The sequence below is a fragment of the Frankia sp. Mgl5 genome (genome assembly GCF_023242985.1).
Lineage (GTDB): Bacteria > Actinomycetota > Actinomycetes > Frankiales > Frankiaceae > Parafrankia > Parafrankia soli.
The window spans coordinates 1-13,015 of sequence record NZ_JALKFY010000815.1; the positions used below are offsets into that span (position 1 = coordinate 1).

Here is a 13,015-nt window from a genome sequence, read left to right on the forward strand (position 1 = left end):
CGGAAACCGTACCGCGGACCGTGAGGCCGCCGAGGCAGAGCAGGCCGCATCAGCAACCATCGCCCCGGTCGGGCCGTGGGCGCCCGCCCCCCCCCACCCCCCCCCCCCCCGCCACCCCCCACCCCGCGGCGCCCGCGGGCCGCGCGGCCGTCGCGGGATCGGGCACGGAGCAGTCCCGTGGCGCGATCCCCGGCATCGGCGACCTCATGATGTCGCGGATCCCGTCGTCGACCCGGCAGGTCGTCGTCGTGACCGGCGCAGACCAGTCCTCAACCGTGAACCGCGTCGTGCTCTGGCAGCGCGCGGACGCCGACGCCCCCTGGACGGCCGTCAGCGCGGAGATCCCCGGCCGCAACGGAGCCAACGGCTGGACCCACGACCACGTCGAGGGCGATCTGCGTAGCCCCGTGGGCGTGTTCAGCCTCACCGCCGCCGGGGGTCGCTACGCCGACCCGGGCACCGCGCTTCCCTACGAGTACCGCCCGTCCTTCTATCAGGCCGGCGGCTACGAGGGCGACCCGATGGGGGAGGCCTTCAACTACGTGGTCGCGATCGACTACAACCGGTTGCCGGGGCATCCGCCGTCCGACCCGGCCCGGCCGCTGGGCGCCGCGGCCGGCGGCGACATCTGGCTGCACGTGGACCACAACACGCCCACCCGCGGCTGCGTCAGCCTCCCGCAGGCCTCGATGGAGACCGTCCTGCACTGGCTGGCCCCGAGCAGCCATCCCATGATCATCATGGGTGACCGGGCAAGCCTGGAGGCGTCCGCCGGCCAGCAGTGACCCCGGCAGCCTGGGCCCTTGTCCTTCGAAGTGAGCCCCCGACCCCCGAAGTTCGGGGTCCCGAAGCCAAGCCAGCCCCTTGCCGGGCCGGCTGGGAGATGTGTGGCGGGTGAGTGGGTCTGTAGACCCACTCACCCGCCACGCTAGCCGTCCGCCTTCTTCTCGGCGTGGCCGCCGAACTGCTTGCGCATCGCCGACAGCAGCTTGTCGGCGAACAGTGACTCGCCGCGGGAGCTGAACCGCTCGTAGAGCGACGCGGTCAGCACGTGGGCCGGGACGCCCTCCTCGACCGCGGCCAGCACCGTCCACCGGCCCTCGCCGGAGTCGGAGACCCGGCCGCCGAACTCGGTGAGCTTCGGGTCCTCGGCGAGCGCGGTGGCGGTCAGGTCCAGCAGCCAGGAGCTGACCACGCTGCCGCGCCGCCACACCTCGGCGACGGAGGCGATGTCGAAGTCGTACTGGTAGTACTCCGGATGGGCCAGCGGCGCCGTCTCGGCGTCGTGCAGGGCGGCCTCGGAGCGCCCGATGCCGGCCTTCTCCAGGATGCCCATGCCCTCGGCGAAGGCCGCCATCATGCCGTACTCGATCCCGTTGTGGATCATCTTGACGAAGTGGCCTGCCCCGTTCGGGCCGCAGTACAGGTAGCCCTTCTCGGCCTGGGTGATCTCGCCCGTCCGCCCCGGGGTACGCGGCGCGGTGTCGACGCCGGGGGCGATCGTCTCGAACAGCGGCTCGAGGCGGGCGGCCACCTCCGGCTCGCCGCCGATCATCAGGCAGTAGCCGCGCTCCAGCCCGAACACGCCGCCTGAGGTGCCGACGTCCAGATAGTGCAGGCCGCGCTCGGCGAGCTTCGCGGCCCGGTCGACGTCGTCGCGGTAGTAGGAGTTGCCGCCGTCGATGATGATGTCGCCGGCCTCGAAGTGCTCGGCGAGCTCGAAGACGGTCTGGCCGGTCAGGCCGGCGGGCACCATGACCCAGGCCGCCCGCGGGGTGCTCAGCGCGGCCGCGAAGTCGGCCAGCGAGTTGACGCCGACGGCGCCCTCGGCGGCCAGTGACTTCACCGTCTCGGGGTTCACGTCGTAGACCACACATTCGTGCCCGTCGCGCATCAGCCGGCGGACGAGGTTCGCGCCCATCCGGCCGAGTCCGATCATTCCGAGCTGCATCTGAACTCCCGATGGTCCTGCACGGACCGGTCGAAGGTGAGGTCCTCGAGCTCCATCCTGCCGTCGGCACGGGGGCACCTCGTCGCGTCCTCGGTCACGGCCGGTGGGCTGCCGACCCGGTGCGGTGGCATTCGGGTGCGACGCGGCAGGTGAGATGGTGCCTCGCGACGCTGGTCCCAACGCGGAGAGGTGTGCCCATGAGTAGGTCCGACGACGCCGACGGAGGCACGGGCGCCAGCGAGGTCGACGTGATCGTGATCGGAGCGGGGCCGGCGGGCGAGGTGGTGGCCGGCCGGTGCGCCGAGGCGGGGCTGTCGGTGACGGTGATCGAGCACGAGCGTGTCGGCGGGGAGTGCTCCTACTGGGGCTGCATCCCCAGCAAGACCCTGCTGCGCCCTGGTGAGGTCGTGGCGGCCGCCAGGGCCGTCCCCGGGGCGGCGGGCGCCGTCGGTGGGGCCGTCGGCGGGGCCCGCACCGGGGTCGACGCCGCGGCGGCGTTCGCCCGGCGCGACGAGATGGTCGGCGGGTACTCCGACGAGGGCCAGCTCCCGTGGCTGCGCGAGCGCGGTGTGTCGGTGCGGCGCGGGGCCGGCCGGCTGGTCGGCGAGCGCCGGGTCGCGGTGCTCGCGCCGGACGGCGGCGAGCGGGTCCTCACCGCGACCCGCGCGGTCGTCCTGGCGACGGGGACGCGGGCCACCATTCCGCCCGTCCCCGGTCTCGCCGAGGCCGATCCGTGGGACAACCGGTCCGCGACCGGTGCCCGCGCGGTGCCCGCCCGCCTCGCCGTGCTCGGCGGCGGCGCGGTCGGCGCCGAGCTCGCGCAGGCGTTCCGCCGCCTCGGCAGCGCGGAGGTCACCGTCGTCGAGGGCGGTCCGCGCCTGCTCGCGCGCGAGGAGCCGTTCGCCGGCGACGAGGTGCGCGCGGCGTTCGAGGCCGAGGGCATCACGGTCCACACCGGCCGACGGGCCGTGGCCGTCCGCAGGGAGGCGCCGGGCACGCCGGGTGAGCCGGGTGGGCCGGGCACGCCGCGTGGGCCCGTGGTGGTCACTCTGGACGGCGACGGCGGGCCCGAGCACGTCGTCGCGGACGAGATCCTGGTCGCCGTCGGGCGGACCCCCGCCACCGGCGAGCTCGGCCTGCCCGCGGTCGGCCTGCCCGCGCGGGGCTTCGTCGAGGTCGACGACCGGATGCGGGCCACCGGCGTGGCCGGGGACTGGCTCTACGCCGTCGGGGACGTCAACGGCCGTGCGCTGCTCACCCACATGGGCAAGTACCAGGCCCGGGTGGCGGCGGACGCCATCACCGGCCGCCTCGACCCGGCGGGCCGGCCCGCCGCCGACCGCGCCGACCCGAGGGCCGTCCCGCGGGTGACGTTCACCGATCCGCAGGTGAGCGCCGTCGGCCGGACGGAGGCGACGGCCCACGCGGCCGGCCTGGATGTCCGTGCCGTCACCGTCCCGACGGCGTCGGTGGCCGGCTCGTCGGTGCGCGGCACCGACGCCGTCGGGACGTCCCAGATCGTGGTGGACACCGCCCGCCGGGTGCTGGTCGGGGCGACGTTCGTCGGCCACGACACGCAGGAGATGGTGCACGCCGCGGCCATCGCGATCGTCGGGGCCGTCCCGCTGGAGGATCTGTGGCACGCGGTGCCGTCCTTCCCCACGGTCAGCGAGGTCTGGCTGCGGCTGCTGGAGGCCTACGGTCTTTGACCAGCTCGGGTGCCGACACCGATGCGGGGCGGAACATCCGTCCTGGAACGTCGGGGGGCGGCGTGCCCACCGCGGGCGGGGGTCCCGCGGCGGGCCGGCTCACCGCCGTCAGGTGAAGATCGAGACTCCGCCGGGGCCGACGAGCAGGCCGATGACGATGAGCGCGATCCCGTACAGGATGGCGCCCCGGACCAGGGAAACGATGCCGGCGATCACCAGGATGACGGCGATCAGCCAGAGAATGAATTCCATCGTCGTCTGGTTCCTTACCCGAGGTCAACAAAACCTCCCCGGGACCTTCGGATCAGGCCGGGGCGGCGGCGCCGCGCCCCTCCCGCACCACCGGGCGGACGTCGGGAGCGCCCAGCCTGGCCGCGTCGGCGGTGTGGTCGTCGGCCTGCCGCTGTGACTCGAGCTCTGCGGTGACCCGGGCCCGGTAGTGATCGATCTCGCGCTCGACGGTGGCGGGGCTCCACCCGAGGACGGGGGCGATCAGCTCGGCGACCTGGGGGGCGGTCTCCAGCCCGCGGTCGGCCGTCTCGATCGAGATGCGGGTCCGCCGGGTCAGGACGTCCTCGAGGTGCAGCGCGCCCTCGTGCGACGCCGCGTACACGGCCTCGACCGCCAGGTACTTCGGCGCGCCGCGCAGCGGACGGCCCAGCTCGGCCCGGTCCGCGACGAGGGCCAGGACCTCCTCGGTGAGGGTGCCGTACCGGTGCAGCAGGTGCTCCACCCAGGCGACGTGCAGCCCGGAGTCGCGAGCCAGGCCCTCCCGGGCGTTCCACAGCGCCGGGTAGCCGTCCGCGCCGAGCAGCGGGACACGATCAGTGCACGACGGCGGCACCGCGCGGCTCATCCCGGCCGTCGCCGCGTCGACGGCGTCCGCCGCCATCACCCGGTACGTCGTGTATTTGCCGCCGGCGACCATCGTGAGCCCGGCGACCGGGCTGACCACGGCGTGCTCCCGGGACAGCTGCGAGGTGTCCTCCGACTCGCCGGCCAGCAGCGGCCGCAGGCCGGCGTAGACGCCGGTGATGTCCTCGGTGGTCAGCGGTGTGCGCAGCACCCGGTTGACGGTGTCGAGCAGGTAGGAGATGTCCGCGCTGCTGGCGGCCGGGTGCGCGAGGTCGAGGTTCCACTCGGTGTCGGTCGTCCCGACGATCCAGTGGCTGCCCCAGGGGATCACGAACAGGACACTTTTCTCGGTGCGCAGGATCAACCCGGTCGAGCCGTGGATGCGGTCGCGCGGGACCACGATGTGGACACCCTTCGACGCGCGCACCGAGAGCCGCCCGCGCCCGCCGACCATCGCCTGGATGTCGTCCGTCCACACCCCGGCCGCGTTGATCGTCTGCGCGGCGCGGACCTCCAGGTCGACCCCGTTCTCCAGGTCGCGCACCCGCACCCCGGCGACCCGGTCGCCCTCCCGCACCAGCCCGGTGACCTGGGCGCTCGTGGCGACCAGAGCCCCGTAGCGGGCGGCCGTGCGGGCGACGAACATGGTGTGCCGGGCGTCGTCGACCTGCCCGTCCCAGTACTGGATGGCGCCGACGAGCGCGTCGGGGCGCAGCGACGGGAACTCGCGCAGCGCCGCCTTGCGGGTCAGGTGCCGGTGCAGCGGGACACCCCCGCTGCGGGGGGCACCGCCGTCCCCGCCCGTGCGGGGGGCGATGCGCCCGATGCCCTGCCCGAGAGTGTCGTAGAGCAGCACGCCGCTGCCGATGTAGGCGCGTTCCCAGCCGTGATGGGTCAGCGGGAGCAGGAACGGGATCGCCCGGACGAGGTGCGGGGCGATCGTCTCCAGCAGCAGCGACCGCTCGCGCAGCGCCTCGCGGACGAGGGCGCCGTTGAGCTGCTCCAGATAGCGCAGGCCGCCGTGGATCAGCTTGCTCGACCGGCTGGACGTCCCGGCGGCGAGGTCGCGGGCCTCGAGCAGGGCGACCGACAGGCCCCGCGTGGCCGCGTCGAGCGCCACCCCGGCGCCGGTCACGCCGCCGCCGATCACGACGACGTCCACCGGCTCGGCGCGCATGCGCCGCAGCGCGGCTGCCCGGCTGGCCGGGTCGAGGCGGGCGGTACCGGTCATGGTGTGTGGATCCCCCTTCGACCGTGTCCTGTCCTGGGCGTCCTGTCTGGGTTGTCCCGGGTGCCCCCGGGCGTTGCCGACCCGCGGTGCGGACGGCTCCATCCCATCGTGCCGGCAGTTGGTGCGCACCGCTCACACTGAGGTGAACGGCGGGTGTCGATCGGGCGCACGGGGGTGCGGTTGGCCTCAATGATGCCCAGCCGGCCCGCCGGCAGGTCCGCTCCGGACAGTGGCGGTCGTCGCGACCGGGAACCCGTCTCCCTGTTCCCGCCCGGCGCCGCGTGTCGAGGCCCGGATGGGGCATGCTGGTCGGGCGAATCGATCTGCTGCCGTCGCACACCGTCGGGCGGGGGTGCCCGACCAGGGGGCCGCCCGATCCACGACCTGGCCCGGAGTGGTGATCAGATGGACCTGACCTTCAGCGCCGCGGAGGAGGCGTTCCGCGCGGACCTGCGGAGCTGGCTCGCCGGGAGCGTCCCCGCGGCGTGGCGGGAGCCGGGCTTCTGGGCGGGCGTCCCCGACGACGAGGGCTTCGAGCTGCGCCGGGAGTGGGAGCGCCGCAAGTTCGACGCGGGCTTCGCCGGCATCGACTGGCCCACCGAGTACGGCGGGCGCGGCGGCACCCCCGGCATGAAGGCGATCTACGACGAGGAGCTGGCGCTCGCCCGAGCGCCGGGAACCGTCAACCCGCTCGGGCTCGCCTTCCTCGCCCCGACGATCATGGCGATCGGCACGGACGAGCAGAAGCGCGAGATCATCCGTCCGCTGCTGCGCTGCGACGTGATCTGGTGCCAGGGCTTCTCCGAGCCGGACGCGGGCTCCGACCTGGCCGCGCTGCGGACGTCCGGCGTGGCCGACGGCGACGACATCGTCGTCAACGGCCAGAAGGTCTGGACGACCAACGCCGGCCACGGTGACCGGATCTTCACCATGGTCCGCACCGAGCCGGGCAGCCAGCGCCACCGCGGCCTGTCGATGCTGCTGCTCGACATGCACCAGGACGGCGTCGAGGTGCGGCCGCTGCGGCAGATGAGCGGGGCGACCGAGTTCGGCGAGGTGTTCTTCACCGACGCCCGGGTCCCCGCCCGCGAGTGCCTCGGCGGCCTGGGCAACGGCTGGGCCACGGCGATGCTGCTGCTCTCCTTCGAACGCGGCGCGTCGGGCATCTCGCAGTACACCGCCTTCCGGAAGTCCTACGACGAGATCGTCCGGGCGGCCCGCGCGCTGGGGCGGGACACCGACCCGGTGCTGCGCCAGGAGCTGGGCCGCCGGATGGTCGAGCTCGAGTGCCTGCGCTACCACGCCATGCACGTGCTCACCCAGGTGGAGCGGGGCGCCGACCTGGGCGCCGAGTCGTCGATGACCAAGCTGCAGTGGTCCGAGACCTACCAGGACCTGTTCGAGACCTTCGACGACCTGCTGGGCGCCGACGCGGCGGTCAGCACCCCCGTCGCGGGCCTCGACGTCTCCGCCCTGCAGTCGGAGGGGTTCTGGACCAGGTCGGTCACCATCTGGGGCGGTTCGTCGCAGGTGCAGCGCAACATCGTCGCCGAGCGGGTGCTCGGCCTGCCGCGCTGAGTCCGGAAGGGACCATCGAAGTGTTCTTTGCGCTGACTGACGAGCAGCGTGCCCTGGGCGAGACCGTCCGGGCCTTTCTCGCCGGCCGTTTCGACCTCACGGCGGTGCGGGCGGTGTTCGAGGACACCGCCGGTGACGGGCACCCGCTGGAGCTGTGGAAGTCGGTGGGGGAGCAGGGCTGGCTGGCCGTGTGCGTCCCGGAGGAGTTCGACGGGCTCGGCCTCGGGCTGCTGGACGCCCAGGTCGTCGCCCGTGAGCTCGGCGCGGGGGCCGTCCCGGGGCCGTGGCTGCCGACGGTGCTGGCCGGGGAGGCCGTCCGGCTCGCCGGGTCGGACGCGCAGCGGGCCGAGCTGCTGCCCCGCCTCGCCGACGGCGACCTCGTGGCGACGGTGGCCCTGCGGGGAGCCGGCGGGGCCTGGGACGCCTCCGGCGTGGCGGTCACCGCGCGCCCGGCGCCGGGCACCGTCGCTGGCATCGCCGCGGGGTCCAACGGGTTCGGGTCCGAAGGGGCCGGGGGCTCCGGCGAGCCTTCGGACTCCGGTGTGTTCGGCGGCTCCGGTGGTCTCGTCGGTGAGCTGTCCGGGACGGCGTCGCCCGTCGAGTATCTCGGGGTCGCCGACCTCGTCGTCGTCGCGGCGATCGAGCCCGGCCCCGCCGGCGCTGCTCCCGGAGCGGGTGAGGTGGGCCTGTACCTGCTCGACCCCGGCGCGGCCGGCGTCGCCGTCCGCCCGCTGGCCGGTCCCGACGGGACCACCCGGCTCGCCGCCCTGGAACTGGCCGGGGCGCGGGCCAGGCGGCTGCCCGGCTCGTCGGCGGCGGCGCTCGCCGACCTCGTCCGCCGCGGCGCGCTGCTCACGGCGGCGGACCAGGCCGGGGTCGCTCGCGAGGCGCTGACCAGGACGGTTCACTACGACCGGGAGCGGATCCAGTTCGGCCGCCCGGTCGGCTCGTTCCAGGCGCTCAAGCACCAGCTCGCCGACCTGCACGTCGCGGTCACGATGGCCGAGCACGCCGTGATGTACGCCGCGCACGCGCTCGACGCGGGCCTCGACGACCTGGAGCTCGCCGTCGCCGTCGCCAAGGCGAAGGCGAGCCAGGCGGCCCGGGACGCCACCGCGACGATGATCCAGTACCACGGCGGCATCGGGTACACCTGGGAGCACGAGGCCCACCTGTTCTACAAGCGCGCCCGCCGGATGTACGGGGCCTTCGGCGACCCTCCCGCCCATCTCGAGCGGGTCGCCGCGCTGACCGTCGACTCCCTGACCTGACAGCTCGGCGCTTCGCGGGCCCGCTCGATCGCGGGCCCGCTCGATCGCCGGCTCGGGGTCGGTCGGGCCCGGTCGGCCGGTGGCTCAGTCGACCGGCGAGCCGGAGGGGACGGCGCAGGCCGCCAGCACCTCGCGTGCCGCGTCGAGCGCCGCCGCGCGGTCGGCGGGGACGAGCCCGACGCGGGTCCGCCGGTCGAGCAGGTCGTCGGCGTCGAGTGCTCCCTCGTGGCGCACGGCGAACACCAACTCGGCGCGGGTGACCGCGACTCCGTCAGCGATCGGCGCGAGCAGCTCCGGGTCGCGTTCGGCCAGGGCCAGCACCGCCGGGGCCTGGGTTCCGTAGCGCGCCACCAGCCGGCGCGGCGCCGGCACCGTGGCGAGCACGCGGCGCGAGGCCGCCCCGACGAGGGGGAGCCGGTCGGTCCGGCAGGGCCCCGCGTCCAGGTCGGCCTGGGCGACGGCGGCGTCCACCGCGTCCGCCGCCATTCGGCGGTAGGTCGTCAGCTTGCCGCCCACCACGGTGATCACGCCGTCGGACCCGACGTGCACGGCGTGCCGCCGGGACAGGTCCGCCGTGCGCCCGCTCGGGCCGTCCAGCAGCGGGCGCAGCCCGGCGAACGCCCCCAGCAGGTCCGCGCGGTCGACCGGGGTGGCCAGCACGCTCGACACGACGTTCAGCAGCTGCGTGATCTCCTGGTGATCCGGCGTCGGCACGTCCGCGACCTCGTCCGTCGGGATGTCGGTCAGTCCCACGTACACTCGCCCGTCGCCCTGCGGCAGCACGAGGGCGTACCGGTTCCGCTCGCCGGGAATCGGCACCGACAGCGCCGTCGGCGTGCCGCCGAACGCCGCCGCAGGCAGCACCAGGTGGGTGCCGCGGCTGGGGCGGAGCCGCACCTCCGGGGCGAGCGCGGGCGCCCAGACCCCGGTCGCGTTCACCACGGTGCGGGCCCGCAGCGTGCACCGGGTGCCGGTCAGGGTGTCGAGCACCTCGACGCCGACCGGCTCCGGTGGCAGGCCGCCGTGCCGTGCCGCGCCGCCCAGGGCATACCCCGAGCTCCCCACTGACAGCACGCGGACCCGGGTCAGCACCCGGGCGCCGAACGCCGCCGCCGTCCGGGCGATCGTCACGACCAGGCGCGCGTCGTCGACGAGCTGGCCGTCCCAGTGGAGCAGGCCGCCGCGCAGCCCGGCCTCGCGCAGCCCGGGGACCATCCCGAGCGTCTCGACCGCCGAGAGCCGCCGCGGCGGCGGCAGTACCGTGCCGGGGGTCCGGGCGCCCCGCCGCAGCAGGTCCGCCAGGCCCATCCCGGCCCGGGCCAGCATCGCCGAGCCGGCGGGGACGTCCTCGGTGAGCGGCAGCACGATCGGCAGCGGGTGCACCAGATGCGGGGCGGTGCGGCGCATCAGGATCTCGCGTTCGAGCGCGCTCTCCCGGGCCAGCCCGATGTCACCGGAGGCTAGGTAGCGCAACCCGCCGTGGACGAGCTTCGAGCTCCACCGGCTGGTGCCGAAGGCCAGGTCGTGCGCCTCGACCAGCGCGACGGACAGCCCGCGCGAGGCCGCGTCGAGCGCCACCCCGGCGCCGGTGACGCCGCCGCCGACGACGAGGAGATCGACGGCCTCGCCGCCCGCGAGCTCGCCGAGCTCGCGGGCACGGCGGTCGGCGGTGAGCGACGAGCGGTCGAACGGTGTGCTCATGACGGCGCTCCCGGGTGCTCGATCGGCCGGATCTCGTCAACTGCGTCAGCAGCCTCGACGGCCTCAACGACGTCAACGGCCCTGACGGCGTCAGTTGCGTCAGCGGCGTCGAAGGCGGCCTCGGCTGTCTCGCCGGCGCGCGGGGCCAGGTAGCCGTCCAGTGTCAGGTAGAGCTCACGCGCCAGTGCCTCCTCGGTGATCTCGTCGCCCAGCGCGTCCGCGGAGAGAACGTACGACTGCACGACGAGCAGCACCATCCGTGCCTGGGCCGCCGGGTCACCCGCCCGGACGGCGCCGCCCGCCTGCGCCTCGCGCAGCTGCTCGCACAGCAGCTCCAGGACGAGCCGCTGGGTCGCGCCGAGACGCTCCAGGACGTAGGGGACCAGCAGCTCCGGGTCCGTCTCAATGATCTTGCGGAACAGCGGGTTCGCGCGGAAGGTCTGCGCCGCGGTGACCAGGTAGCGCACCAGGCCGGCCCGCGTGCCGGCGGCCAGGGACGGCTCGGCCGCCCGCGCCGCGGCCGTGACGATCCGGCCCCACTCGCGCGTCATCACGTCGCCGACAAGGGAGCGCAGGTCGGGCCAGCGCCGGTACAGCGTCATCCGGCTGACGCCGGCGCGCCGGGCCACGTCGGTGGCGGTCGTCCGACGTACGCCGACGCTGAGCAGCGACGCGGCGGCGGCATCCAGGACGGCCGCGTCGGCGCTCTCGCCGCGCCGGCCCGCACCGGGAGCGGTTCCCGGAGCGGGCCCGGAGTGGTCGAGGGGTAAGGCGCCGGCCCGCGCGGAGCCGCGGCCGGGCACCGGCAGGGTGTGGGGTGATGTCGGCCCGGTCACCGGCTGTCTCCCTCCCGCGGCTCTCGCCGCTCCCACCCGCCGAGGCGCTCCGCCCGCTCAGCCCTGGCTGTGCGCCCTGGCTGCGCGCCCTGACTGTGCCCGGGACGGGATCGTGTGACACTGTTACTCGAGTTGTCACAGCGTATCGACGATACCGCCTCGACCCCGGCGGAACGGATGCGAACGGATGAGGTGACGGCGATGACCACCGAGGCGACGACCCCGCCCGCCGATCCGGTCTGGTGGGGGTGGGGCGCCGCGGCCGCGCACCACCCGCTGCCGGGTGCCGTCCGCGACCTGCTCGGCCAGCTGGGCATTCCGTCCCGCCCCAGCGCGCCGGTCGCGCTCGCCGACATCACGCTCCCGCCGGTCCGCCTGCCGGGCGAGGTGCTGGACGAGCTGCGGGCCGTGGTCGGCGCCGGCCATCTCCGGGATGACCGCGAGGCGCGGGTCCGCCACTGCCGGGGCCGCTCCACCGTCGACCTGCTGCGGCTGCGGTCCGGGGACGCCTCCGACGCGCCCGACGCCGTCGTCGCGCCGCTCGATCACGACCAGGTCCTCGCGGTGCTGCGGATCTGTTCCCGCCACCGCGTGATCGTCGTCCCGTTCGGCGGCGGCACCTCGGTCGTCGGCGGCCTCACCCCCCGGCTCCCGCCGGGTCAGGCGCCCGACGGCGCACCCCGGTGGCACGGCGCCGTCGCGCTCGACCTGCACCGGCTCGACGGCCTCCTGCGCGTCGACCAGCTCTCCGGGACGGCGGTGCTGGGCGCCGGCCTGCGCGGGCCCGCCGCGGAGGCGCTGCTCGCCGAGCACGGCCTGACCCTCGGGCACGTCCCGCAGTCGTGGGAGTACGCCACGATCGGCGGGTTCGCGGCGACCCGGTCGAGCGGCCAGGCATCGGCCGGCTACGGGCGGTTCGACCAGCTCGTCACCGGGCTGCGGCTGGCGACCCCGGTGGGGACGTGGCAGCCGGGGCGGGGACCGGCGTCGGCGGCCGGTCCCGACCTGCGCCAGCTCGCGCTGGGCTCCGAGGGCGCGTTCGGGGTGATCACCGAGGTCACCGCGCGGGTGCGCCCGGCCCCGGCGCGGCGGCGGTACGAGGGCTGGCGGGTCGCGGACCTGGCCACCGGCCTGGACCTGCTGCGCGAGCTGGCCCAGCGGGACCTGCTGCCCACCGTCCTGCGCCTCTCCGACGAACTGGAGACGGCCGCCGGCCTGGCCAACGCCGTCAGCGCGGGCACCGATGTCACCGCCTCGGGCGGGTGCTATCTGGTCACCGGGTACGAGGGGAGCGAGGACGAGGTGACCGGACGCGCCGCGGAGGTCCGCGCGGTCCTGAGGGACGCCGGCGCCCGCCCGCTCGGCGAGGACGTGGGACGGGACTGGGCCGCCGGCCGCTTCCACGCCCCGTACCTGCGCGACGCGCTCCTCGACGAGGGCATCTTCGCCGAGACCCTGGAGACGGCCGGGTACTGGTCGGCGATCCCGACGCTGTACGCGGCGGTCCGCGCGGCGGTGACCGGCGCGATCGAGTCCGACGGGTCGCCGGCCGTCGTTCTCTGCCACGTCTCGCACGTCTACCCGGCGGGGGCGTCGCTCTACTTCACGGTCGTCTGCGCCGAGGGCCCGGACCCGATCTCCCGCTGGGACCGGGCGAAGCGCGCCGCCGGAGACGCGATCATGGCGAACGGTGGCACGATCACCCACCACCACGCGGTCGGCACGGACCACCGTCCCTGGATGCCCGCGGAGGTCGGCGAGGTGGGCGTCGCCGTCCTGCGCGCGGTGAAGGCCGTGCTGGACCCGGCGGGCATCCTCAACCCGGGTGTCCTCGTGTCGCCGCCGTCCGAGTAGCGCCGCCGTCCGGATACCGCGCACGGCCC

General features: G+C 75.1%; 10 protein-coding genes. 5 read left to right on the plus strand and 5 right to left on the minus strand.

The window, feature by feature from the left end; all coding sequences use genetic code 11:
• Window positions 1–248 precede the first annotated feature (248 nt).
• Complete coding sequence (locus tag MXD62_RS31705) at window positions 249–785, plus strand: hypothetical protein (RefSeq protein ID WP_248833047.1); 537 nt, start codon at window positions 249–251, stop codon at window positions 783–785.
• Between the two features lie 143 nt (window positions 786–928).
• Here the strand turns inward: MXD62_RS31705 and gnd are convergent, their stop codons facing one another.
• On the minus strand, window positions 929–1,951 hold the full coding sequence (gnd, locus tag MXD62_RS31710) for a phosphogluconate dehydrogenase (NAD(+)-dependent, decarboxylating) (RefSeq protein WP_248833048.1): 1,023 nt from the start codon (window positions 1,949–1,951) through the stop codon (window positions 929–931).
• A gap of 197 nt (window positions 1,952–2,148) precedes the next feature.
• On the opposite strand from gnd, the gene MXD62_RS31715 reads away from it, so the two are divergent.
• Window positions 2,149–3,660, plus strand: coding sequence for an NAD(P)/FAD-dependent oxidoreductase (locus MXD62_RS31715; RefSeq protein WP_248833049.1), 1,512 nt, complete (start codon window positions 2,149–2,151; stop codon window positions 3,658–3,660).
• Between the two features lie 108 nt (window positions 3,661–3,768).
• On the opposite strand, the gene MXD62_RS31720 is transcribed toward MXD62_RS31715, so the two are convergent.
• On the minus strand, window positions 3,769–3,912 hold the full coding sequence (locus tag MXD62_RS31720; protein ID WP_018501614.1) for a GPGG-motif small membrane protein: 144 nt from the start codon (window positions 3,910–3,912) through the stop codon (window positions 3,769–3,771).
• A 52-nt stretch (window positions 3,913–3,964) separates the two neighbouring features.
• A complete protein-coding gene (locus MXD62_RS31725; RefSeq protein WP_248833050.1) occupies window positions 3,965–5,746 on the minus strand; it encodes a glycerol-3-phosphate dehydrogenase/oxidase in 1,782 nt (593 codons plus the stop codon).
• A 405-nt stretch (window positions 5,747–6,151) separates the two neighbouring features.
• On the opposite strand from MXD62_RS31725, the gene MXD62_RS31730 reads away from it, so the two are divergent.
• Window positions 6,152–7,324 (plus strand): acyl-CoA dehydrogenase family protein, encoded by a 1,173-nt coding sequence (locus MXD62_RS31730; RefSeq protein WP_248833051.1) that lies wholly within the window; start codon window positions 6,152–6,154, stop codon window positions 7,322–7,324.
• Between the two features lie 20 nt (window positions 7,325–7,344).
• The gene (locus MXD62_RS31735) at window positions 7,345–8,595 is read left to right on the plus strand and encodes an acyl-CoA dehydrogenase family protein (RefSeq protein WP_248833052.1); all 1,251 of its coding nucleotides are present in this window, start codon (window positions 7,345–7,347) and stop codon (window positions 8,593–8,595) included.
• An 84-nt stretch (window positions 8,596–8,679) separates the two neighbouring features.
• Here MXD62_RS31735 and MXD62_RS31740 read toward each other — a convergent pair whose 3' ends face one another.
• Both MXD62_RS31740 and MXD62_RS31745 read right to left on the minus strand, forming a co-directional pair.
• Complete coding sequence (locus tag MXD62_RS31740) at window positions 8,680–10,296, minus strand: glycerol-3-phosphate dehydrogenase/oxidase (protein ID WP_248833053.1); 1,617 nt, start codon at window positions 10,294–10,296, stop codon at window positions 8,680–8,682.
• Entirely contained in the window at window positions 10,293–11,132 is an 840-nt protein-coding gene (locus MXD62_RS31745; RefSeq protein ID WP_248833054.1) for a TetR/AcrR family transcriptional regulator, read from the minus strand. Before MXD62_RS31745 ends, MXD62_RS31740 begins: the two co-directional genes overlap by 4 nt.
• 201 nt (window positions 11,133–11,333) lie before the next feature.
• On the opposite strand from MXD62_RS31745, the gene MXD62_RS31750 reads away from it, so the two are divergent.
• Entirely contained in the window at window positions 11,334–12,986 is a 1,653-nt protein-coding gene (locus MXD62_RS31750; RefSeq protein ID WP_248833055.1) for an FAD-binding oxidoreductase, read from the plus strand.
• The last annotated feature ends 29 nt before the right edge of the window (window positions 12,987–13,015 follow it).